General features: G+C 72.8%; 20 protein-coding genes. 6 read left to right on the top strand and 14 right to left on the bottom strand.

Annotation, left to right across the window (positions count from 1 at the left end; genetic code table 11):
* Positions 1-63 precede the first annotated feature (63 nt).
* The gene (locus A3CQ_RS53155) at positions 64-1,500 is read left to right on the top strand and encodes an alpha,alpha-trehalose-phosphate synthase (UDP-forming) (RefSeq protein ID WP_040432503.1); all 1,437 of its coding nucleotides are present in this window, start codon (positions 64-66) and stop codon (positions 1,498-1,500) included.
* On the opposite strand, the gene A3CQ_RS0116920 is transcribed toward A3CQ_RS53155, so the two are convergent.
* The 6 genes from A3CQ_RS0116920 to A3CQ_RS0116895 are packed head-to-tail and all read right to left on the bottom strand — an operon-like array spanning position 1,486 to position 6,947.
* Positions 1,486-2,253, bottom strand: coding sequence for an alpha/beta hydrolase (locus tag A3CQ_RS0116920; protein WP_020512131.1), 768 nt, complete (start codon positions 2,251-2,253; stop codon positions 1,486-1,488). The genes A3CQ_RS53155 and A3CQ_RS0116920 overlap by 15 nt on opposite strands.
* Positions 2,250-3,593 (bottom strand): flavin-containing monooxygenase, encoded by a 1,344-nt coding sequence (locus A3CQ_RS0116915; RefSeq protein ID WP_020512130.1) that lies wholly within the window; start codon positions 3,591-3,593, stop codon positions 2,250-2,252. The genes A3CQ_RS0116920 and A3CQ_RS0116915 overlap by 4 nt, the downstream gene beginning before the upstream one ends.
* 25 nt (positions 3,594-3,618) lie before the next feature.
* On the bottom strand, positions 3,619-4,272 hold the full coding sequence (locus A3CQ_RS0116910) for an endonuclease/exonuclease/phosphatase family protein (RefSeq protein ID WP_020512129.1): 654 nt from the start codon (positions 4,270-4,272) through the stop codon (positions 3,619-3,621).
* A 55-nt stretch (positions 4,273-4,327) separates the two neighbouring features.
* Positions 4,328-5,278 carry an ROK family glucokinase gene (locus A3CQ_RS0116905; RefSeq protein WP_026205781.1) on the bottom strand — a complete coding sequence of 317 codons (951 nt, stop codon included), beginning with the start codon at positions 5,276-5,278 and terminating at the stop codon, positions 4,328-4,330.
* A 28-nt stretch (positions 5,279-5,306) separates the two neighbouring features.
* On the bottom strand, positions 5,307-6,479 hold the full coding sequence (locus tag A3CQ_RS60170; protein WP_157295982.1) for a hypothetical protein: 1,173 nt from the start codon (positions 6,477-6,479) through the stop codon (positions 5,307-5,309).
* Between the two features lie 15 nt (positions 6,480-6,494).
* The gene (locus A3CQ_RS0116895; RefSeq protein WP_020512126.1) at positions 6,495-6,947 is read right to left on the bottom strand and encodes an SRPBCC family protein; all 453 of its coding nucleotides are present in this window, start codon (positions 6,945-6,947) and stop codon (positions 6,495-6,497) included.
* Positions 6,948-7,029: 82 nt separating this feature from the next.
* On the opposite strand from A3CQ_RS0116895, the gene A3CQ_RS0116890 reads away from it, so the two are divergent.
* Together A3CQ_RS0116890 and A3CQ_RS0116885 are read left to right on the top strand one after the other, a co-directional pair.
* Positions 7,030-8,724 (top strand): sensor histidine kinase, encoded by a 1,695-nt coding sequence (locus A3CQ_RS0116890; protein ID WP_020512125.1) that lies wholly within the window; start codon positions 7,030-7,032, stop codon positions 8,722-8,724.
* 7 nt (positions 8,725-8,731) lie between these two features.
* Complete coding sequence (locus A3CQ_RS0116885) at positions 8,732-9,400, top strand: response regulator transcription factor (RefSeq protein WP_020512124.1); 669 nt, start codon at positions 8,732-8,734, stop codon at positions 9,398-9,400.
* On the opposite strand, the gene A3CQ_RS0116880 is transcribed toward A3CQ_RS0116885, so the two are convergent.
* The gene (locus A3CQ_RS0116880; protein ID WP_020512123.1) at positions 9,397-9,810 is read right to left on the bottom strand and encodes a DUF4395 domain-containing protein; all 414 of its coding nucleotides are present in this window, start codon (positions 9,808-9,810) and stop codon (positions 9,397-9,399) included. The two genes, A3CQ_RS0116885 and A3CQ_RS0116880, sit on opposite strands and share 4 nt — an antisense overlap.
* A 62-nt stretch (positions 9,811-9,872) precedes the next feature.
* Positions 9,873-10,382: a MarR family winged helix-turn-helix transcriptional regulator gene (locus tag A3CQ_RS0116875; protein WP_020512122.1), complete on the bottom strand. Its 510-nt coding sequence runs from the start codon at positions 10,380-10,382 to the stop codon at positions 9,873-9,875.
* Positions 10,383-10,449: 67 nt separating this feature from the next.
* Between A3CQ_RS0116875 and A3CQ_RS0116870 the strand changes: the two genes are divergently transcribed.
* Positions 10,450-11,679 carry an MFS transporter gene (locus A3CQ_RS0116870; protein ID WP_020512121.1) on the top strand — a complete coding sequence of 410 codons (1,230 nt, stop codon included), beginning with the start codon at positions 10,450-10,452 and terminating at the stop codon, positions 11,677-11,679.
* Positions 11,680-11,686: 7 nt separating this feature from the next.
* On the opposite strand, the gene A3CQ_RS62790 is transcribed toward A3CQ_RS0116870, so the two are convergent.
* The 6 genes from A3CQ_RS62790 to A3CQ_RS0116840 all read right to left on the bottom strand — a co-directional run bounded on the left by A3CQ_RS62790 (position 11,687) and on the right by A3CQ_RS0116840 (position 18,652).
* A complete protein-coding gene (locus tag A3CQ_RS62790) occupies positions 11,687-12,394 on the bottom strand; it encodes a thioredoxin family protein (protein ID WP_020512120.1) in 708 nt (235 codons plus the stop codon).
* Positions 12,395-12,444: 50 nt separating this feature from the next.
* Positions 12,445-14,385 (bottom strand): ABC transporter ATP-binding protein, encoded by a 1,941-nt coding sequence (locus tag A3CQ_RS0116860; RefSeq protein WP_020512119.1) that lies wholly within the window; start codon positions 14,383-14,385, stop codon positions 12,445-12,447.
* Positions 14,386-14,473: 88 nt separating this feature from the next.
* On the bottom strand, positions 14,474-15,595 hold the full coding sequence (locus tag A3CQ_RS0116855) for a glycosyltransferase family 4 protein (protein WP_020512118.1): 1,122 nt from the start codon (positions 15,593-15,595) through the stop codon (positions 14,474-14,476).
* Entirely contained in the window at positions 15,595-16,851 is a 1,257-nt protein-coding gene (locus A3CQ_RS0116850) for a M48 family metallopeptidase (RefSeq protein WP_026205778.1), read from the bottom strand. Before A3CQ_RS0116850 ends, A3CQ_RS0116855 begins: the two co-directional genes overlap by 1 nt.
* A 22-nt stretch (positions 16,852-16,873) precedes the next feature.
* Entirely contained in the window at positions 16,874-17,092 is a 219-nt protein-coding gene (locus A3CQ_RS0116845) for a hypothetical protein (RefSeq protein ID WP_020512116.1), read from the bottom strand.
* Positions 17,093-17,263: 171 nt separating this feature from the next.
* Positions 17,264-18,652 (bottom strand): NYN domain-containing protein, encoded by a 1,389-nt coding sequence (locus A3CQ_RS0116840; RefSeq protein WP_026205777.1) that lies wholly within the window; start codon positions 18,650-18,652, stop codon positions 17,264-17,266.
* A 106-nt stretch (positions 18,653-18,758) separates the two neighbouring features.
* Here A3CQ_RS0116840 and A3CQ_RS0116835 point away from each other — a divergent pair, with 106 nt between their 5' ends.
* Positions 18,759-20,543, top strand: a complete 1,785-nt coding sequence (locus tag A3CQ_RS0116835; protein ID WP_020512114.1) for a DEDD exonuclease domain-containing protein — start codon at positions 18,759-18,761, stop codon at positions 20,541-20,543.
* 108 nt (positions 20,544-20,651) lie between these two features.
* On the top strand, positions 20,652-22,451 hold the full coding sequence (locus tag A3CQ_RS0116830) for a RelA/SpoT family protein (protein WP_020512113.1): 1,800 nt from the start codon (positions 20,652-20,654) through the stop codon (positions 22,449-22,451).
* The last annotated feature ends 24 nt before the right edge of the window (positions 22,452-22,475 follow it).

Below are 22,475 nucleotides of genomic sequence, written 5' to 3'. Positions count from 1 at the left end.
CCGTCCTGTCGAATTGACCACTGTCTGTGTAGCTCAATGGTGGGTGTCCGGTAACCTTCGGTGATGCGCCAGAGCTCCTTGGTCGTGGTCGCCAACCGTCTTCCGCTCGACGACAACGCCGCTCCCGATGGCGCCTGCGAGTGGCGACGCAGCCCCGGCGGGCTGGCCAGCGCTCTGCACGCCATCCTCGAGCAGACCCCGGCCACCTGGGTCGGCTGGGGCGGCGGGGTCGGCCCGGCGCCCGCGCTCCCCGACATCGGCACCCTGCGGCTGCGCCCGATGTCGCTGACCGAGGACGAGCTGCGGGGGTACTACGAGGGCTTCGCGAACTCGACGCTGTGGCCGCTCTACCACGACGCCGTCGAGCAGCCCGTCTTCGACCGCGGCTGGTGGGAGGCGTACCGCAAGGTCAACCGGCGCTTCGCCGAGGCCGCGGCCGAGGTCGCCGAGCCCGGCGCCGCGGTCTGGGTGCAGGACTACCACCTCCAGCTCGTGCCTCAGCTGCTCCGCGAGCTACGGCCCGACCTGCTGATCGGCTTCTTCATGCACGTGCCGTTCCCGCCGCCCGAGCTGTTCATGCAGCTCCCCCGCCGCGGCGAGCTGATCCGCGGGATGCTCGGCGCCGACCTCGTCGGCTTTCAGCGGGAGCAGGCCGCGCACAACTTCGCCCAGCTCGCCGGCAAGCTGCTCGGCGCGGAGGGCGCCGACGACGCGATCCACTTCGACGGGCGGATCGTGCACACCGGCGCGTTCCCGGTGTCGATCGACGTGGCCGAAATGGAGTCGCTGTCCGCCCGGCCGTACGTGCGCAACCAGGCCCGGCAGCTGCGGCGTGACCTGGGAGCGCACAAGAAGGTGCTGCTCAGCGTCGACCGGCTCGACTACACCAAGGGGATCGAGCACCGGCTCACCGCGTACAGCGAACTGCTGCGCGACGGGCGGGTCAAGCTGCGCGACATGGTGATGGTGCAGGTGGCGGTGCCGAGCCGGGAGCGGGTGGGCAACTACCGCGGCCTGCGCGAGCGGATCGAGGGCGAGGTCGGCCGGATCAACGGCGAGTACGGCCGGGTCGGCGAGCCGGCCATCCACTACCTCAACCAGCCGTTCGACCGGGCCGACCTGGCGGCGCTCTACCAGACCGCGGACGTCATGGTGGTGACGCCGCTGCGCGACGGGATGAACCTGGTCGCCAAGGAGTACGTGGCCGCCCGCGGCGACGACACGGGCGCGCTGGTGCTCAGCGAGTTCGCGGGGGCGGCGGCCGAGTTGTCGGACGCGTTCCTGGTCAACCCGCACGACGTCGACGGCCTGAAGGAGACGCTGCTGCGGGCGCTGGACGCCGACCCGGCCGATCTCGCCCGGCGGATGGCGGCGATGCGGGCGCACATCACCGACCACGACATCCACGCCTGGGCGCGGGCCTACCTGACGGCGCTGGACCACACCGGCGGGCTCGCCCGGCACCTGCCCCGGCAGCGGCGGTCGCTAGCTCGCCGATAGCTCCTTGGTCAGCCAGTCGAGGATCGCGTCGATCGGCTCGGCCCAGCCGGCGTCGAGCATCAGCTCGTGGCCCATGCCGGGGAAGAGCAGCGGCGCTCCCCCGTACTCCGCGGCCGTGCGGTCGAGCGACTTCCGCGAGACCACCCGGTCGTCCGGCGACCCCACGACGAGTACGGGCGGGTCGCCGACCGGGCGCGGCGGAGCGGACGCCCGCAGCGGCCGGTGGAAGGTCATCCGGTTCAGATAGCCGTCGGCCTCGTCGGCGGGGAGCGCGGCGCTGAACAGCTGACGCTTGGTGAGTCGCAGCCGGCCGCCGAAGACGGCCGGGAGCGTACCGAACGGGTTGGCCTTGAAACCGGCGCCGATCGCGCCCGCCCGGCCCATCACAGGCGCCGCCAGGACCGCCGCCCGCGCCGGGTAGCGGCCCAGCGCCCGGGTCACCACCAGCGCGCCCTGACCGTGCCCGACGAGCACGGCCTGGCGGGGCAGCGACGCCGCGACCTGGACGACGTCGTGGACATGGGCGCGCGTGTCGGTTCCTTCGCGCGGCGTCAGCGCGTACGCGGGAAATCCTCTGTTGGCCGCATGGCCGAGCCAATGCTCGGCGAACGCCCACGCGCCGCGGCCCGGTCCGGGGATGAACAACAGCGGCGGCTGCTCGGTCTCGCCCTCGATCAGGCGGGACACGACCTCGCGCTCGACCGCCGGCACCGGCGACGTCCAGTCCTCGAAGCGCAACAGGTTGTCGCTCACTTGGCCGGCTCCATCTCCCGCAACAGACCGCCGACGGCCTTCAGGTACGCGATGTGGTCGACCTCGAACCAGTGCCGGCGGGTCGGTATCACCTGGCGCCGCGACCAACTGCGCACCGGGCGGGCCGACTCCTTCTGCTGTACGGCGGCGGCGCGCACCGGGTCGTCGTGGCGCAGCCGGAGCCAGCGGGCGACCGCCACGCCCTGCCAGTGCGCCAAGGGCAGCAGACCGGCGTCGGGCTGCAGCAGACCGACCACGGCGAGCGTCGGGTGCTTGCGGGCGAACGCGTGCAGGTGCAGGTCGGGGCGGCCGTCCTCCTCGGTGTCGAGCAGCTCGGGGGCGAGGAACTCGAAGCGCGGCCGGTACCCCGTCGCGGTGATCACCAGGTCGGGGTCGATGCGGCGGCCGTCGGCCAGCTCGACCTTGCCGTCGGCGAACCGGGTCACGTCCGGCACCGGGCGGATCCGGCCGTGGCCCAGGTAGTACGGCAGCTGGGAGTTGACGATCGGGTGGCTCTCGTACGGCCGGTGGTCGGGCGCGGGCAGGCCGTACCGGGTCAGGTCGCCGGTCGTGAAGGCCAGCGTGCGGCGGTAGAGCCACTGGCGCAGGCGCAGCGGCAGCCGCCATTTCAGCATGCGGTCGTTGACCTGGTCGGCGGGGCGGCCGAGCACGTACTTCGGGGCGTACCAGTAGCCGCGGCGAGTCGAGTGCCAGACGGTGGTGGCCTGCTGGGCGGCCTCGACCGCGATGTCGCAGCCGGTGTTGCCGCCGCCGATGACCAGCACCTTGCGGTTGCGCAGTTGGGCCGGGTCCTTGTACTGCGCCGAGTGGATGACCGTCCCGCGGAACTCCCCGGGGATCTCCGGTTTGGCCGGGGACCAGTTGTGGCCGTTCGCGACGATCACCGCGGCGTAGCGTTGCACGCGGTGCGAGCCGCCGCCGGTCGACTGGGTGGTCACGTCCCACCGGCCGTCACCGACCGGCTCGCACGACACCACCTCGGTGCCGAACCAGATGTGCTCGCCGAGCCCGAAGTGCTTGGCGTAACGCTCCAGATAGGACAGAAGCTGGCTGTGGTGCGGGTAGTCCGGCCAGCTGTCCGGCATCGGGAAGTCCGGGAACTCGGTCAGCGGCCGGGACGAGATCAGGTGGGTGGCCGCGTACACCGGGCTGCGGTCGTGCCGCCAGTTCCAGGCACCGCCGACCGAGGTCTCGCGCTCGTAGCAGTCGACGGCGAAGCCGTGCTCGCGCAGGTTCTTGATCGCGGCGAGACCGCTGGCGCCGGCGCCGATGACGCACACCGCGTCCCGACGGTCGGCGATGTCCGGAGTGTCGTGCACGCGGCGATACTGCCAGAAGGCGGCGCTATGCGGAAGGCAGCGTCAACTCGGCCAGCACAGGAAGATGATCACTTGCCTGGCGGGCCAGGTCGGACTCCACCACCTCGTATTTCTCGATGGTGATGTCCGGGGTGACGAACAGCCCATCGATGAGCCGCGCCGGCAGCGTCGCCGGGAAGGTGAACCGGCCGGCCGCCGAGGAGACCAGGCCGTCCTCGACCGTGCGCCAGGCCCCGCCGCCCGGTCCCTCGTTCAGGTCGGCGGCGGCGATAACCGGGCCCTCGATCGCGTCGAGGGCCTCCTTCCAGAGCGCGGCCTGGGCGGGCCGCTCGGCCGGGTCGGTCGCCAGGTGCGCGCCGGAGACGGTGAACCGGCCGCCGCGCACCGAGCCGCGCACGAACGCCGCGCCGCGCAGGTGGCGGCCCGGCGTCAGCGGGAACCGCACGCACCACGTCTCGTGCACCTTGACCCGCAGGCTGACCAGCACCAGGTTGCCCAGAGCCGGCAGCCCGCCGGCGGCCACCACCATGCCGGCGTCGTCGGCGAGGGCCGCGCACTTGTGCCGCCAGCGGAACCGGCGCGGCGCCTCCTGCACGACCAGCACGTCGGGGTTCGCCTCGCGGATGAGGGATATCAGGGCCGCCCGGTCGTCCTTCAGGCCGTGGACGTTGTAGCTCATCACCCGTAGCGGCACCCCGGACACCGTCGTCCCTCTCTCGCCCCGTCGCTCCTGCTCAGATCCGCCGGGCCAGATCGGCCGCGCCGACCACGCCCGCTGTGTTGCCGGTCTCGGCGGCCACCACGTCGGCGACCGGGAACCGGCCACGCTGTTCGAGCTGATCGCGGTACGTCGTCCGGGTCGGCGTCATCAGCAGCTCGCCCGCGTCGACCACGCCGCCGCCGACCACCAGGATCTGCGGGTCGAGGGCCTGCGCGAGGTCGGCCATCGCCACGCCGAGCCAGTACCCGATCTGCGCGAACGCGTCCCGCGCCACGCCGTCGCCGGCCCGCGCCGCCTCGGTGATCTGCCGCCCGGAGATCGCCAGCGGGTCGCCCCCCGCCAGCTCGAGCAGCCGGCTCGCCCGCTCGGGCTCCTGCCGCGCGCCGGCCCGGGCGAACCGGACCAGGGCGTTGCCGCTCGCGTACTGCTCGAGACAGCCGAGCCGGCCGCAGCCGCACGGGTGGCCGTCCGGCACCGACTGGATGTGCCCGAGTTCCCCGGCGATCCCGTTGGCGCCCCGCCACAGGTTGCCGTTCAGCACGATGCCACCGCCGATCCCGGTCCCCACGGTGATCATCACCATCGAGTCGTCGGCGTGCCGCGCCACCCCGAACCGGAACTCGGCCCAGGCCGCGACGTTGGCGTCGTTCTCGAGCACGGTAGGCAGGCCCACGGCCTTGGCCACGTAGTCACGCAGCGGCTCGTCCCGCCAGGCGAGGTTGGGCGCGAACAACACCGTCGCCCCCGGCGCGTCGATCCACGCGGCCGCCCCGATCCCGATGGCGGTGGCCTGCGGAAACTCCTGCGCCAGCTCGGCCGCGACCTCGACGATCGTGTCGCGGGTGCCGGCCGGGTCCTCCGCCGGGGTGTCGCGGCGGTTCGACGCCAGCACGGTGCCGTGCTCGTCGACCACCCCACCGGCCACCTTGGTGCCGCCGACGTCGACTCCGATGGTCAGCGTCACGCTGTCTCCTCTGTTTACCTGCTCAGACTCACGCCGCGCCGTCGCCGGGGGCCGCGTCGCCCGCCGCGCCGTCGCGCTCCGCGGGCGCCGCAGCGCCCGGACCATCATGATCCACCGTCCCGGCCCGCGCCACGTCGCCAACACCCGCTTCCGCGGTGGCCGCGGCCCACACATCAAACCTTCGAGGGGTACGCCCGGAGCGCTCGCCCCCGCCCTCCGCGTCACCACTCTCGCCGCGCCGCGCCCGCGCGCCCGCGCCACCCGCCGTGCCCGCGCCACCCGCTGTGCCCGCGCCACCCGCTGTGCCCGCGCCACCCGCCGTGCCCGCGCCACCCGCCGTGCCCGCGCCACCCGCCGTGCCCGCGCCACCCGCTTTGGCCGCGCCGTCGGCACCGCTCGGTTCGGGCGCGCCACCTGCCCGGGTCGCCTCGGCCAGCGCGGCGGCTTCGGCCACGCGCCGGGCGGCTTCCGCGGCCGCGGCGCGTGCCTTTTTCGCTGCCGCGCGCCGCTCGGCCTGCTCGGCCGCCCGCGCCGCCGCGGCAGCCGCACGCGCCTCCGCGGCGGCGGCCTGCTCCTTGGCGGCGGCAGCCGCGCTGGCGGCGGAGGCGGCCGCCCACGGGTCCCCGCTCACGTCCTCTGCCGGATTTTCCGGATTTGTCGCCACGCGATCGGAGGGCGCACCGGTCCTCGTCGCCGTCGCCCACGCCTCATCCGGACTCGGCGCGGGTGGTGCCGGCCGGGCCGCCGGCTTGCGGCGGTCGCCGGCCAGGCCGGAGAGGCCACGCATCAGCCCCGCGACCCCGTTCGCGATGTCGCCGGCACCCATGGCTATACGGACGGCGGCCTCAGGACTCGGGTCACGCACCGCGGCGATCGCGCGGCACACCGGGCACACGCAGCACTCGGCACTGCCGGTCGCCCAGCCCTTCGTGGGCCGGTGGCGGGTCCCAGCCGCGGCGCCGTGGCCAGCGCTCCCCTGGCCCGCGCCGCCGGCTGCGCCCGCGCTCCCCTGGCCCGCGGTGCCAGCTGCGCCCGGGCCGCCCTCCTGGCCGACCTTCGCCAGGCGGTCGACGGCGCCGGCGACCGTATGAGCCAGGCCGCTCAAGCCGGCCGCGAGCGCGTCACGCCCGCCCGGGGACGCGGCCATCGCCATCGCGGCGGCGACGAGCCGCTCCGCCTCCTCTCGCGCCGAACTCGGCATCGCGCCCACCCCGCCCTAGCTCGCCAGAAGGCTCTCGACCCGGCGCTTGAGCTGCTTCAACGCCGTGTCCATGATGATTTTCTCGGCCTTGCGGCGGAACATGCCGAGCATGCCGATCGAGAGCTCGACCTCGAGCATGTAGGTCACCGTGGTGGTGCCGTCGCCGTTGTCGTCGAGGTCGTAGGAGCCCTGCTGCGACTTCTGCGTTTTCGACGGCTCGACCAGGTGCCACTCGATGCGGGTCAGATCGTCGGCATACGCGTACTCGAGGGTGTAGTCGTCGGCCATCACGCCGGCGTCGATCACGAAACGGACACGGGCCGCGTACCCGTCCTCGTACTCCTCGAGGACCTCGATCTGCTTGAGCGCGTCGACCCACTCGGGGTACCGCGGGAAGTCGCAGATCACCGCGGCCACGCGGTCGACGGGCGCGAGAACCTGGATCGACTGCGTCGAGGTATCCGCCATGCAACGGAGCCTAGCCCGTCCCTGTGACATTCCCGACGACCGGGCCGAGCCCTATCTTGCAGCGGCGACTACCATCCGTCAGGTGCCGGTGCTAGCCAGTGTCTCCACGCGCGTCCAGCCGCTCGCGGTGACCGCGCGCGTCATCATGCTGGTGCTGGTCGCTGCCCTCACCCTGATCGCCACGCAGGACCCGGGCCAGCTGCGCTGGATCGCTCTGCTCGTCGTCGCGGCGCTGCCCGCCTTCTTCGCGCCCGAGCACCGCGTCCTCGCCCCGCTGGGACGGTTCGCCGAGGTGACGATCGTCGGGCTCGCGGCCGGCTCGGTCGCCGCCGCGGCCGATCTCTCCGGCACAGTGGACGCCGGCTTCGGCGCCGAGGCCGTCCTGCCCTACCTCGCGGTCCCCCTGCTCTCCGCGGCCCTGCGGCGGCGGCCCACCGAGGGCGCCGCCCTGCTCGGCGTCGCGGCCGTCTCGATGGTGGCCGGCGGCGTGTGGCTCGGCGACGTCAGCCCGATCAGCCAGCCCGGCTTCCTGGCCGCCTGCGGGCAGTGGCTGGTGCTCGGCGCGATCGTCACGTTCGCGGCCGACACGATGCGCCAGCTCATGGCCCCGGCCGAGCCGACCCCTCAGCCGTACGCGGAGGCCACCCGCCTGCTGACCCAGCTGCGCAGCGTGGCCCGGTCGCTGCCGGGAGCCACTCTGGACCCCGGCGGCATCTCCGAGCACCTGCTGGAGGAACTGCGCCTGGTCGCGGCGGCCGACCGCGCCGCCGTGCTCTCGACCAGCGGCGGCGGCCGGCTCGTGGTGCTCGCCCAGACCGGCGCCGACCGGGTCGACTGGGAGACCACGCTCGACTCCGACTCGGCGATCGCCGATGCCTGGGCCAGCCAGCAGCCGCAGGTCGCCAGCCGCTCGCAGGGCCGCTCGAGCCGCCGCGGCGAGGTCTCGTCGCTGGTCGTCCCGCTGGTCGCCGGCGTACGCACGATTGGTTTGGTGATCCTCGAAGCGGACGTCTCCAACGCGTACCCTTCATCTGTGGTCTTCGATGTCACGGGTGTCACCGAGCCGGCCGCCATCCGGCTCGAGGCCGCTCTGCTCTTCGACGACGTGCGCTCGCTGGCCACCAATGAGGAGCGTCAGCGGCTGGCCCGCGAGATCCACGACGGCGTCGCGCAGGAGCTCGTCATGGTCGGGTACGGCATCGACAACGCTCAGGCCACCCTGCCCGAGGGCGCCGAGGAGACCGCCGAGGAACTGCGCACCCTGCGCAACGAGGTCACCCGCGTCATCACCGAGCTGCGGCTCAGCCTGTTCGAGCTGCGTTCCGAGGTGGACCGCAACGGCGGCCTGGCCGCCGCGATCGCCGAGTACGCCCGCACCCTGGGCACCTCGGCGGGGCTGCGCGTGCACTTCACCTTCGACGAGTCCACGGCCCGGCTGCCCGCCGCGACCGAGGCCGAGCTGCTGCGCATCGCCCAGGAGGCGATCACCAACGCGCGCAAGCACGCCGGAGCCTCTAATCTGTGGGTTACCTGCACCGTGGACCCGCCGTACGCGGAGATCGAGGTCTCCGACGACGGCAAAGGCTTCGCCGACGACCGCCCGGACGGTCGTTACGGTCTGACCATCATGGCCGAGCGGGCGGAACGGATCCGGGGCCGATTGAAGATCACGCCGCGACACCCCAGCGGGACAACCGTAGCCGTAGTGCTCGGATCGCCGGGTAAGCGCGATAGCGTGCGGGAAAGCGTTTCCGCTCCAGCTCCAGAAGGGGAGTAACTCAGGCATGTCGACCAGTCCTGCGCCGACCACGCGCACCAAGGTCCTTCTCGTCGACGACCACGACCTGATTCGTAAGGGGCTGCGACACGCATTCGAACGCGACCGCCAGTTCGAGGTCGTCGGCGAGGCAGCCACCGCGGCCGAGGCGGTGCGCCAGGCGGGCGCCCTCCAGCCCGACGTCGTGATCATGGACTTGCGCCTGCCCGACGGCAGCGGTCTCGAGGCGACCAAGGCGCTGCGGAAGAACAACGCCAACATGGGCATCGTGGTGCTCACCATGTACGCGGGTGACGACCAGCTGTTCGGCGCTCTCGAGGCGGGCGCGAGCGCGTTCGTGCCCAAGACCGCCCCGGCCGACGAGGTCGTCGCGGCCGCCCGGCACGCCGCGTCGGCGCCGAGCGCGTTCACCGCGGCCGACCTGGCCGAGGCGATGAAGCGCCGGCTCGCCCCGTCCGGCCCGCAGCTCTCGCCGCGCGAGGGCCAGGTGCTCCGCCTGCTCGCCGACGGCATGAGCGTGGCCGGCATCGCGAAGCAGCTGTTCGTCTCGGAGTCGACAGCCAAGACCCACATCTCGAAGCTGTACGAGAAGCTGGGCGCGGCCAACCGGGCGCAGGCGCTGATGACGGCGCTGCGACTGGGTCTGCTCGAGGCCCCCGACGCCCCGAAGTTCTAAGCCTTCTGGGCGGCGAGCCGGCGAATCGCCAGGTACGCCTCGCAGCCCAGGCAGAGGCCGAAGGCCGCGTTCAGGAATGCCGCGAGCAGCCCGAACGCGGCGAACACCACGCCCAGCGCGGTCAGCCCGGTGAGGTATCCGACCGTGGCCACCGCCAGGAACGTGAAACCGACAGTCTGGGCGAATCGGACGGGCGCGGCGGGCTCCCTCTCGGCGGGCGGGCCGATTCGGGGCAAGATCAAAAGCCGATAGAGGTACGCGTACGGGCCCTTGCGGGGATCGAGGGCCGTCACGGCGAAGACGGCGGTCTGTGCCAGTGCCAGCCAGCCCCAGCCGGTGGCCAGCACCACGATCAGGACGGCGCTGGTCAGGGCCGCGGCGAAACGCTGGCCGCGGGGATCGAGTTCCATGTTTCGAAGCGTCGCATTGATTGTTCAAAAACCCGACGTGGGCCGCATCACTACCGGGCCGGTCAACTTTCCAGGGATCGCACGACCTTGCGCAGCAGGGTGTTGAGCTGCACCAACTCGTCGGGCGACAGGACGCCCAGCAGCTGCCGATCGCGCGCCATGCCCTCGAAGATGTGCTTGTCCCACGCCTCGCGGCCCTTGGCGGTCGGCCGCACGAGCACCCGCCGCCGGTCGGTGGGGTCGACCTCGCGGGTCACCAGCCCGGCGCCGACGAGCCGGTCGAGCCGGCTGGTCATGGCGGCCCGGGTCACGTGGGTGGCGTCGGCGAGCTGGGCCGGGGTGGCCTCGGTCGGGTAGGGCTGGACCATCAGCGCGTGGAGGGTTTTGTAGTCCTCCAACGTGAAGTCATCGTTGCCGGCGAAGGCGGCCGCATCGCCCCGGCGCGCCCACTTCGCGATGTCGTACATCCGCACCAGCACGCCCTCGATCTCGGGGTCGAACCGGGAATCGTCCTTCCAGAACGCCGCCCAGCGCGCCACGTGTGCGTCGACCCCGTCCCGCTCCTCAGTCATGCCGCTCATTGTTCCACGACCGATATTTAGATTGCGAATAGTTAGACGCCGAATTAGCGTCGCTCGCATGATCTCCGACTTCCGCCTCCTCGCCGCCGGCCAGACCCTGTCCTGGATCGGCAACGGCTTCCAGACCGTCGCCCTCGCCTTCGCGATCGTGCGGGCCGACGGCGGCGCGGGCGACCTCGGCATCGTCATGGCCTGCTCGTTCACCGCGCTGCTGGCCTGCTCGCTGTTCGGCGGCGTCTGGGCCGACCGCCTCCAGCCGCAGCGCGTCATGGTCGTCTCCGACCTGATCCGCCTGCTCGCCTCGGCCGCGATGGCCCTCATGTTCGCCGGCGGCGGCTACCACCTGCCGCTGCTCTGCGCGTTGGTCGCGGTCTCCTCCGGCGCCGGCAGCTTCTTCAACCCCGCGATGACCGCGCTGCGCCCGCTGCTGGTCCCGGCCGATCGCCTGCAGTCGGCCAACGCCACGCTGAGCATCCTGCAGACCGGCAGCTCGGTCGCCGGGCCCGCGCTCGGCGGCCTCACCGTCGCGGCCTTCGGCGCCCCCGCGGGCTTCGCGGTCAACGCGGTCAGCTTCCTCGCCTCGATGGCCGCCTGCCTGCTGCTGCGCGCCCGGGCCACCCGCGGCCCCCGAGCGCCCATGCTGCACGAGCTGCGGGCGGGCTGGCGCGAGATCTCCAGCCGCGACTGGCTGATCGGTGGCCTGTTCGGCGCGACGGTCTACCACGTCGCCAACGGCGTCATCCTCGTGCTGGTGCAGGTGATCGCCATCAAGCGCCTGGGCGGCGCCTCCGCCGCCGGCTTCATCGCCGCCGCCGAGGGCCTGGGCGGCGTGATCGGCGCCGCGGTCGCGTTGCGCTTCAAACCCCGTCGCCTGCTCCGGGCGGGCTGGCTCACGCTCATGCTGATGCCACTCTGGGCTTTTGCGTACGTCTGGCCGGCCACCCTGGTGGCGGTACTGGCGGGTGCCGTGATCGGCTGGGCCGGCCTGATCTTCTTCGACGTCGCCTGGGAAACCGCCATCCAGGACCAGATCCCGCAGACCGCCCTGGGCCGGGTTGCCTCGTGGGACACCCTGACCTCGTTCCTGGCGATGCCGATCGGCAATGCCCTGGCCGGTCCGTTGTCGGCCCGGTACGGCGTGAACCCGGTCCTCACCGTCTGCGCGGCGATCCTGCTGGCCTCGGCCGTCTCTCAGCTCCTGATTCCCGGCGCGCGGACACTGACCCGAACCACTGGCACCGCGCCGGCCCACACCCCGGCCGAGATCCTCGACTCGACCCCGGCCTGACCAGCGATCAGTCGGCGGCGGGGAGCAGGTCGGCCAGCGCGGCGATCAGCTGGGGCTTGCTCGGGACGCCGGTGGCGCGCTTGACCACCCGGCCCTCGGCGTCGAGGACCAGCAACGTCGGCGTACGCCAGATGCCCAGCTCACGCACCTCGTCGAGGTGGCTCTCGGCGTCGATCTCCACGTGCTGGACGCCGGGGAGCAGCTCGGCGACCTCGGTGCTGACCCGGCGCACCGCTCGGCAGGGCGCGCAGAAGGCGGACGAGAACTGCAGCAGCGTGACCGGGGCCGGTCCGACCCCGAGACGCTCCAGGAGCCCGGGTGCCAGCCGCTCGCCGGCGGCACTCGGGTCGCCGGGCGAATCCTCGACGACGCCGGGCTCTTCCTCGGTGTCGGGAACGACGACGGGCTCCGATGCCGTGGGGGCGGGCGCGACTGCCGAGAGCGGCCGGGCCGGCGGGTGCATGACGTGCGTGCCGGCCACCGCCGCGGCCGCCGCGGTCGAGGCCGCCTTGGCCGCGGTGGTCGCGGCCGCGTTCGGCTCCGAGCGGTCCGGGATCTCGACCACCTCGAGGCCCGCCGCGGCCAGGATGTCGGCGCGGCGCTTCTTCTCCGCGGCCTCGTCGCGGATCACGCCGTCCGTGCGACGGCGCCACAGGCCGAACGTCGTCGCCACGATCAGAACGGCGACGATAACTGCCACACCCAGCGGGTCCATGAGAAAACTCTGCCACGGGAAAGTTGCCGGGCCGGGCGGTGCGACCAGACTCACGCGGATTGATATGCGCTGGCCTGCAGCGTGAACAGCTGGGAATAGATGCCGCCGGACGCCATCAGCGTCGAGTGATCGCCCTGCTCGACGACCGAGCCGTGGTCGAGGACGTAGATCCGGTCGGCGTCGCGCACGCTGGCCATCCGGTGCGTGATCAGCACGACCGTACGGCCCGCGGCCAGCTCACGCAGCCGCTGGTAGACGTCGTGCTCGGCGCGGGCATCGAGGTTCGCGGTCGGCTCGTCGCAGATCAGCAGCGGCGCATCGCGGTAGAAGGCCCGGCTCACCGCCAGCCGCTGCCACTGCCCGCCGGAGAGGTCGGCGCCGTCGGTGAAGTGCCGGGACAGCAGCGTCTCGTACTGCCGGGAAAGCTCCATCACGAAGTCGTGCGCGTCGCCGGCCCGCGCCGCCTCGTGCACGGTCTGCACGGTGACGGCGCGGTCGTGGCGGCCGATCGTGATGTTGGTGCGGGCCGACATCGGCCAGCGGGTCGGCTCCTGCATCACCACGGCCACCCGCTCGCGCAGCGTCTCCGGGTCGAGCCCGGTCACGTCGAAGCCGTCCCAGGTCACGCTGCCCTCCTGCGGGCGGTACAGCCCGGCGATCACCGCCGCCAGCGTCGATTTCCCCGAGCCGTTCTCCCCCACCAGCGCGATCACCTCACCCTTCCGCAAGGTCAGGCTTATGTCCCGTACGGCCGGATTGTCGGCATCCGGATAGCGGAAGGTGACCCGGTCGAGCGTGATCTCGCGGAAGCTACGCGGAGCGACGCCGTCCGGCGTCGGTTCCGCCCGCTGTCGCGACAGTTCGCAGAAGCCCTGGAAGTCGTCGAAGTAGAGCCCCATCTCGAAGGCCCGGTTGGCGGTCAGCGTCAGCTCCCGGAGCTTGCCGATGCCCATGTTGATCGCGTACGCGGCCCCGCCGCCGGCGGCGAGCTCCATCCGCCCGGTCCAGAGGAGCCAGAACAGCACCGCATACGTGACGCCGGTCGCGACCGCGCTGAGCGCGGTGCCGATCAGCGAGGTGCGCACCCGTCGCGTATTGACCCGGATCTCCTCGTCGGTCGACTTCGCGATCAGCCGCCGCACCTCGGCCAGCATGAACTCGCGCAACGTGAAGGCCCGCATCTCGGGCGCGGGCTCGCGGGCGGCGAGCAGGTCGAAGAGCATCCGCTGCCGCCGCCACACCGCGATGAGCCGCAGCACCCGCCGGCGCTCGAGCCGGGCCGACCGCACGGACGCCCAGGCCACCGGCAGCACCGACAACACGAGCAGCGGAAGCAGGACCGGGTGCAGCACGAGCAGGACGCCGGCCGCCGCGGCGATCCCGACGATGTTCGTGACGAGCTCGATGGCCCGGTCGACGAGCTGCTCGGCCGCGTTGATGCCGCGGTCGCGGGCGCGCTCCATGGCGTCCCGCCACGACGGGTCGTCGAAGGTCGCCAGGTCGACCCGGGTGGTGAGGGTGAGCAGCCGCATCTGGGCGGCCTGGTAGACCTTCGGCGTCAGCCGGCCGTTCGCCGCGGCGGCCCCCGAGACGAGAGCGCCCCGCAGGGACACCGCGCCGACGAGCAGGACCAGCGAGGGGATGGCGGCCCGCACGCGATCCGGGGTGGGACCGGCCTGGAGCAGCCCGTTGAAGACCCCGACCACGCTGATGACCCCGAGCGCGCTGGCCGCGCCCGCGGCGATCTGGAGCACGGCGAGACCGGCCGCGGTCCACGGATCGACCCGCCAGGCGAGCAGCCACGCCTCGCCCAGCAGTTTCGGCAGCCGCCGCAGCATCCGCCCGAACGAGGTGTTGGCCGCCTCCTCCGTGCTGGTCAGCCAGTACGGAAGGTCGAGCTCCCCCTCTTCGAACTCATGCCGCACGTCGGCTTCGACGGTGTCGGGGGCGGGCTGCTCGGGAACGGGGGCGTCGGTGATGGCGTCCGGCATCGAAGGCTCCGTCTCGGGGAAGCTCTCCGCCCTTCCTACGCCGCCCGGCCGGGCCCGTCTGTCAGGTTCCGGCGCGGGCGTGGTTCATTCACGCCAGCAGATGCTCCAGGCGGGCGGCCTGCGTCTCCCAGCGCCACTCGCGCTCGACCCAGGCGCGCCCGGCGGTGCCCATCGCCTTGGCCCTGGCCGGGTCGGTGAGCAGCTCGGTCAGGCGGGCGGTCAGCGCGGCGAGGTCGCGGCCGCCGACCACGTAGCCCGTCTCGCCCTCGCGGACGGCGTCGGGTGCGCCGCCCGAGTCGCCGCCGACGACCGGCAGTCCGGTCGCGGAGGCCTCCAGGTAGACGATGCCGAGGCCCTCGACGTCCAGACCGGCGGCCCGCGTGCGGCACGGCATCGCGTAGACGTCGCCGGCCGCGTAGTGCGCGGGCAGTTCCGCCCACGGCACCGAGCCGGTGAAGACCACGGACGACTCCACCCCCTGCTCGCGAGCCAGGCGGGCGAGCTTGGCGCGGGCCGGCCCGCCGCTGACCAGCAGCAGCGCGGCGTCGGGTACCCGGCGCCGGACCGCGGGCAGGGCGCGGATCAGCATGTCCTGTCCCTTGCGCGGCACCAGCCGGGAGACGCAGACGATCACCGGCCGGTCGGTGAGCCCGTGCCGGGCGCGGACCGCCGAGCCGTCGACGCCGGGGTGGAAGGCGTCGACGTCCACGCCCGGGGCCAGGCGCTCGAGGTCGGTAAGCCCGCGCAGGGCCCGGTCGAGCCGGGTGCGCTGGTAATCCCCCAGGTAGGTCACCACGTCGTTGCCGCGGGCGATGCGCCGCAGCAGCCGGCGGGCGCCGGGCAGCGCGGCCCAGCCGATCTCGTGGCCGTGGGTGAGCGCGACCGCCCGGGTCACGCCGGCGGTGCGCCGCAGCCCGTCGGCGAGCAGCCCGAGCGGGGCGGCCGCGCCGAACCACACCCGATCGCAGCCGTGCTCCCGGGCCAGCGACGCGGCCCGTTTCGCCACGGCCGGCGTCGGCAGCAGCACCCCGGTCCGCTCGCGGACGACCTCGAACGGCTGCTCGGCGTCGAATTTCTCCGCGCCCTTCCAGGTGGAGGCGTAGACGACCAGCGACCCGGCCGGCTGCCGGACCGCCAGGTTGTGCACGAACTGCTGGATGCCGCCCGGCCGGGGCGGGAAGTCGTTGGTGATGAGCAGGGTGCGGCCCATCAGCGCTCGCCCCGGGCGTAGGCGCGGGCGGCGGCCATCCGTTCCACGGTGGACGGGTGCGAGGCGGAGATCACGTACTCCCAGGTGGGCGGGTCGGGGTCGGACAGGTTGACGGTGCCGAGGCGGCGCTGCATGGCCTCGAACGTCTCCGGGTCGCCGGTCAGCGTCAGCGCGTGCTCGTCGGCCCGGGCCTCGATGCGGCGCGACACGTACGCCTGGGCGGGCCCGGCGACCAGCCCGGCCACGGTGACCACGGCCAGCATCAGCCCGATGGCCCGCGGTGAGCCGATCGAGTCGACGTCGGCCAGACGCAGCAGGCCGGACCAGGAGCCGAGCAGGAACAGCGCGATCACGGCGGCGGCCGTGCCGAGGGCGCCGAGGATCGTGCCGATCAGGACGTCGTTGTCCTTGGCGTGGCCGAGCTCGTGCGCCACCACGGAGACGACCTCGTCGGGCGTGGCCTCGGTGAGCATGGTGTCGTAGACGACGATGCGCCGGGTCGGGCCGAGCCCGGAGACGTAGGCGTTGACCGCCCGGGTGCGCCGGGACGCGTCCGCGACCAGGACGTCCCGCACGGGAACGCCGTCCCGGTCGGCCAGGGCGATCAGCTCGGTGCGCAGTGGGCCGTCGGCCATCGGCGTGAACTTGTTGAACACCGGCTCGACCAGCACCGGCAGCACGAACGAGAGCAGCACCACGAGCCCGGCCGCGCCGGCCGCCCCGAACGCCCACCACCACCGCGGCGCGAAGTGGGTGATCGTGTAGAAGCCGAGCAGCGCCACCCCGCCGATCACGGCGCCGACCGCCCACGACTTGAGCAGGTCGACCGACCAGGCGCCCCAGCTCTGGGTGGAGATGCCGTAGCGCACCACGACGACGTGCCGCCAGGCCGCGAACGGCAGCGTGATCACCTCGGCGACCAGCACGACGGCGAGGCCGCCGAGCAGGGCCTCGGCCACCCAGTTGCCGCCGAACGCCCGGCCGACCTGAGTGACTATCCAGGCGCCGAGCGGGGTCAGCCCGAGCACCAGGGCGACGAGCAGGCCGATCGCCATCGCGCCGTACGACCCCGGGCGCAGCTCGGCGTGGAACTGGCGGGCCCGGGCCACCTTGTCGGCCGGCAGCGAGCCGAGGGCGGCGAGTTGATCGGCCCGGGGCGCGGGCGGACGATGCCACGGGATGGTCACGGCGGCGAAGACGGCGAGCAGCACGAGCAACACAACGAGGGTGCCGGTCGCCCAGGCCCGCGACGTCATCATCCGAGCAATCCTAGAGAGATCACGCCACGTGACGGCGCGGCAGCATCGGGACGACGACCGGAGGCTCCGGGGTCTCCACGATCTCCACTTCGAAGCCGGCCAGCTCGAACGTCTCGATCGCCCGCAGCTCGCCGGGGGTCAGGTCGGCAATGCCATCGGGCGTGTCCAGCAGCGCGCTGACCAGGCAACCCCGGCACGCGTCGGACGGCCCGGCGCAGCGACCGCAGTCGACGATCATCACTCCTCCTCACCCGGGTGGTTCTCCGACCACCATCGGTGACCGTCACGCTAGGCGAGGGGTACGACAAAAACCGGCATCCTCTCGGGGACGCAGAATAAATGAGCTGCCCGCGATCGCCCCGCCGATGAGCGGGGCGATCGCCCGCGGAGCGAAGCGGAGCCAGCCAGCTCAGCTCCGAGCGAGGCGCCTGAGCAGGGAATCGGCGCCCATGGGGTAGGCGCCGTGGCGGCGCACGCCGTCGGCGACCTCCCGGTCCGAGGAGATCACGACGATCGGCCGGCCGGCCGGCTCGGCCCGCACCAGCTGGCGGATCAGCTCGTCGGCGGTGTCGCCCTTGCGGGAGAAGAGCACGCGGACCCCGCGCGGGGCCGGCGGCAGGCCGTGCACCCGCTCGGCGCCGTCGAAGACCACGGTGATCTCGTCGCCGGTCTGCGCCGCGATGCCGCCCAGGCCGGTGATCAGCCGCTTGCGCTGCTGCTCGAGCGACATCTCGGCGAAGCCGCGCTTGGTCACGTTGTACCCGTCGACGATCAGGTGCGCCCGGGGCAGGGCCAGCAGCTGGTCGAGGCGGCCGGGGTCGTCGGTGTCCTGGGCGCGGGCCCGGGACCGCTCGGGCGAGCCGGGCCGGTCGGCGGCGGCGTCGGCCACGAAATCGGCGGGCAGTTTCTCGGACGGGCCCAGCGCCAGCTCGCGCCGCAGCCCCGAGGCCGCCTGCCCGATCGTCTCGATGAGCAGCCACAGGCGGGCGTCGTCGGCGGCGCGGGCGTCCTTCGCGCTCTGCTTGCCCGTCGCGGCCTGCGCCTCCGCCTCGGCCAGGCGCGCCTTCAGACGGCGTACCTCCGCGTCATGGTCCGCGGCGATGCGCGACGCGCGTCCCTTTTCCGTGGCCAGCAGGTCGCTCGCGCGTTTCTGCCCGGCCTGCGCCTCACGCAGGGCCTTGGCGGTGGTCCGCGACTCCTCGCGCAGGGTGCCCAGCTCCTCGCGCACCCGGGCGAGCTCGTCGCGCAGCTTGTCGGCCTCGACCCTCGCCACCGTGCGGTCGTGCTCGGCGCGCTCGGCCCGGCGCTCGGCCTCGCGGATCTGGCTCGCCACGGCGGCGCTGTCGGCCTCGGCCCGGACCGCCTCGCCGGCCCCCTCGATCAGGTCGCGCCAGCCCTCGGGACGCGCCAGATAGGCCAGCGCGGCGACCTCGACCGGGTCGGCGGCGGCCGGCGCCATCCCGGCGACCACGGCGCTGCCGAGGTCACCCGCCTCGGTGACGACCCGGCCGCTGATCCGCTGCCGGAAGAGCGGGTCGGAGGTGAGCTGCGCGGCGATCTCGCGGCCGCCGAGCCGGGCCCGGCGGTTGGGTGCGAAGCGGGCGACGCGGCGCAGCACCACCGGGATCTCGTCGCCGGGCAGGCCGGGCAGGGCCGCCGCGGCCAGGGCCGTTATCCGCTGCCGGACCGGCTCGGGAAGGATGGGCTCCGGGACGAACTCCACGTCTTGAGCCAACTCAGCCTGGGCAGCCGCCGCCTCCTCCGCGGGGCGGTCGCCGGGAAACGAAGGCTCGGACATCTACCCATTCTCACACCGTGGACCGCAGAAAAGCTTGTCGAAGCAAGTGATCTTTTCAAGGGCCGCTCCCGGGAATTTGTCGTACCCCCTCTCTAATCTCCCCGCCGTGGCACAACCCGCTTATGTCCAGGGCACTCTGGACACGCTTCTCACCGATCCGGCGGCGCTCTCCCTGGCCGACACCACGTTCGTGGTGCTCGACCTCGAGACCACCGGCGGCGCGGCCGACGGCGCCGGCGTGACCGAGATCGGCGCCGTCAAGGTCCGCGGCGGCGAGGAGCTGGGCGTCTTCGCGACCCTGGTCAACCCCGGTGAGCGCATCCCGGCGTTCATCACCGTCCTGACCGGCATCACCGACGCCATGCTGGCCCCGGCCCCGCCGATCGAGGTGGTGCTGCCGAGCCTGCTCGAGTTCCTCCGGGGGTCGGTGCTGGTCGCCCACAACGCGCCCTACGACGTCGGCTTCCTGAAAGCGGCCTGTGCCCGCCACGGCTACCCCTGGCCCAACCCGCGGGTGCTCGACACGGCCGCCGTGGCCCGCCGCGCGCTGACCCGCGACGAGGTGCCCAACCGCAAGCTCGGCACGCTCGCCCAGTTCTTCCACGCCGCGGTCCAGCCCACCCACCGCGCGCTCGACGACGCCCGGGCCACGGTCGACGTGCTCCACGGCCTGATCGAGCGGCTGGGCAGCTTCCGGGTGCATACGCTCGGTGACGCCATCGAGTTCGCCAAGGCGGTCACGCCCACCCAGCGCCGCCAGCGCCACCTGGCCGAGGGCCTGCCCCACGTCCCCGGGGTCTACGTCTTCCGCTCGGCCGACGACCGCCCGCTCTATGTGGGCACCTCGAAAGACATCGCCACCCGCGTCCGCAGCTACTTCACCGCCAGCGAGAAACGCGCCCGCATCTCCGAGATGCTCGGCGCCGCCACCCGGGTCGAGGCGGTGGAGTGCGCCCACTCGCTCGAGGCCGAGGTGCGCGAGCTGCGGCTGATCGCCGCGCACGCCCCGCCGTACAACCGGCGGTCCAAGTACCCCGAGCGGGTGGTCTGGCTCAAGCTCACCGACGAGGTCTACCCGCGCCTGTCGGTGGTCCGCCGCCTGGCCGACGACAACGCGGCCTACCTGGGCCCGTTCTCCTCCCGGCGCACCGCCGAGCTGGCCGCCGCCGGGGTGTACGACGCTCTCCCGCTGCGCCAGTGCGGCCACTCCCTGTCCATTCGCACCCCCACCCCGGCCTGCGCGCTGGCCGAGCTCGGCAAATGCCCCGCACCCTGCCAACACCAAATCTCCCCCGAGACGTACGCGTCGACCGCCGCCCTGCCGTTCCGCACGGCCATCCACGGCGACCCCGAGATCGTCGTGGCCGCCCTGATGGGTCGCATCGACGCCCTCTCCGAGCACCAGCGCTACGAGGAGGCGGCGGTCCTCCGGTCGCGGTTGATCGCCCTGCTCCGGGCGACCGTCCGCATGCAGCGGCTGTCCGCCGTCACCCGCCTGGCCGAGGTGGTCGCCGCCCGGCGGGACGGCATCGGCGGGTGGGAGATCATCGTGGTCCGGCACGGCCGGCTCGCCGCCGCGGCCACCTCGCCGCCCCGCGAGCATCCCCGGCCCACTCTCGACGCCGCCCAGATGACCGCCGAGACGGTCCTACCCGGACCGGGCCCGGTGCCGGCCGCGAGCGCCGAGGAGACCGAGCGGATCCTCGCCTGGCTCGAGCGACCAGACACCCGGTTGGTGGAAACCTCCGGCGACTGGGTGTCACCGGTTCGTGGCGCCGCGCGCTTCACCGCCCTGCTCAACCGGGCAGAAGCCGCAGCAGCGGGCAAAGACTCGGCCGTTCGCTCATCCGTAACTGACCGTTCGGATGACGCTCGCTCGCTTAGGCTGTAAGGCAAGTGGAATCCCCCGGAGTGGTTCGGGTGACTTCACGGCGATTTGCCAGGCGGATCGCACGGCGCCTCACGGGTTCCGGGCGACCGAGCGGTGAGGGGGTGTCCAGTGGACGTCGACGCCGGCCACGGCGCCGCCCTTGGACGTGCCCTCCCCACCCAAGCTCCCGCCGTCGGCCCCAGCTCCATCTCGAGACGACTGCGCTCGTTCCTCAGCTTCCCGGGCAACGACGACGACCCGGTCGTGCGCCTCACCAAGACCCACCGCGGCATCCATCCCTCCGCCGACGCCGGCGTCCTGCGCCGCAGCTACGCGATCGCGGAGAACATGCACCGCGGCCAGATGCGCAAATCAGGCGATCCGTACATCACGCATCCCCTGGCCGTCGCCCAGATCTGCGCCGAGCTCGGCATGGACACGACGACTCTGGTCGCCGCCCTGCTGCACGACACGGTGGAGGACACGAGCTACACGCTCGAGGCGCTGCACAGCGACTTCGGCCCCGAGGTGACCCACCTGGTCGACGGCGTGACCAAGTTCGACAAAGCGTTCTACGGCAAGGCGGCCGAGGGCGAGACCATCCGCAAGATGATCGTCGCAGCCGGCAAGGACGTCCGGGTTCTGGTGATCAAGCTCGCCGACCGGCTGCACAACATGCGCACGCTCGATGCCCGCTCCCCCGCGAGCCGCGCCCGGATCGCCACCGCGACCCTCGACGTGCTGGTCCCGCTCTGCGACCGGCTCGGCATCCAGGCCCTCAAGCGCGACCTCGACGACGTGGTGCTCTACCACCTCGAGCCCGAGTCCTACGCCCGCATCGACGACCACGTGCGCAACCGCCCCGGCTGGGACGACTACCTCGCCGAGGTCTCCGGCAAGGCCCGCGCCGCCCTGCGCCGCCAGCGGGTGTCGGCCGAGGTGCGCGCCCGCCCCCGGCACTACTACTCGATCTGGAAAGACACGGTCGCCGGCGGCCACCCGATCCCGTTCGACCTGCCCCGCATTGCGGTGATCGTCGACGGCCCGGCCACCGACTGTTACGCGGCGCTCGGCGCGATCCACGGCCAGTGGCGCCCGGTCGCCGGCCGCTTCAAGGACTTCATCGCCTCCCCGAAGAACAACCTCTACCGCTCGCTGCACACGACCGTGACCGGCCCCGACGGCCGCCTGGTCGAGGTGCTGATCCGCACCGAGACGATGCACCAGTACTCCGAGTACGGCGTCGCCACGACGTACCGATATCCCAAGGTCGCCGAGACCACCGACGTGTCCGGCGCCGACCAGCTCTCCTGGCTCAAGCGGGTGCTCGACTGGCAGCAGGACACCACCGACGCCGCCCAGTTCCTGGCCTCGCTGCGCTGCGACCTCGCCGAGGGCCAGATCACGATCTTCGCCCACGGCCAGGCGTTCGAGCTGCCGAGCGGCTCCACCCCCGTCGATCTGGCGTACGAACTGGGCCCCGAGACCGGCGACGAGTGCCTGGCCGCCACGATCAACGGCCGCCTCGCCCCGCTGAGCTCGCCGTTGCGCGACGGCGACGTCGTCGAGATCTTCTCCGAGTCCGACGGCCACGTCGAGGTCGAGCCGAACGCACCGCGCGGCCCGCGCAAGGAATGGCTGGGCTTCGTCAAGTCGAGCCAGGCCCAGCTGCAGATCAACCGCTACTTCGACGACAAGAACCAGCCCGGCATGAGCATCGCCGACAAGGTGCGGCTCGGCCGGGCGACCATCGGGCTCACCCTCCGCAAGCACGACCGGGGCCTGGCCAGCGAGGTGCCGCTGCGCCGGCTGGCCGAGGAACTGGGGTACCCCGATCTCGAGACGATGCTGGTCGCCGTCTGCGAGCGCAACCTGGAACCGGACGCGGTCGTCGAGCAGCTCATCGCGCTGGTCGACCACCCCGACTGAGTCGTGCCCCGGTCGCCGATAGCC

It is taken from the genome of Paractinoplanes globisporus DSM 43857, from assembly GCF_000379645.1.
Lineage (GTDB): Bacteria > Actinomycetota > Actinomycetes > Mycobacteriales > Micromonosporaceae > Actinoplanes > Actinoplanes globisporus.
This window is presented reverse-complemented; position numbering and strand designations above follow the sequence as displayed.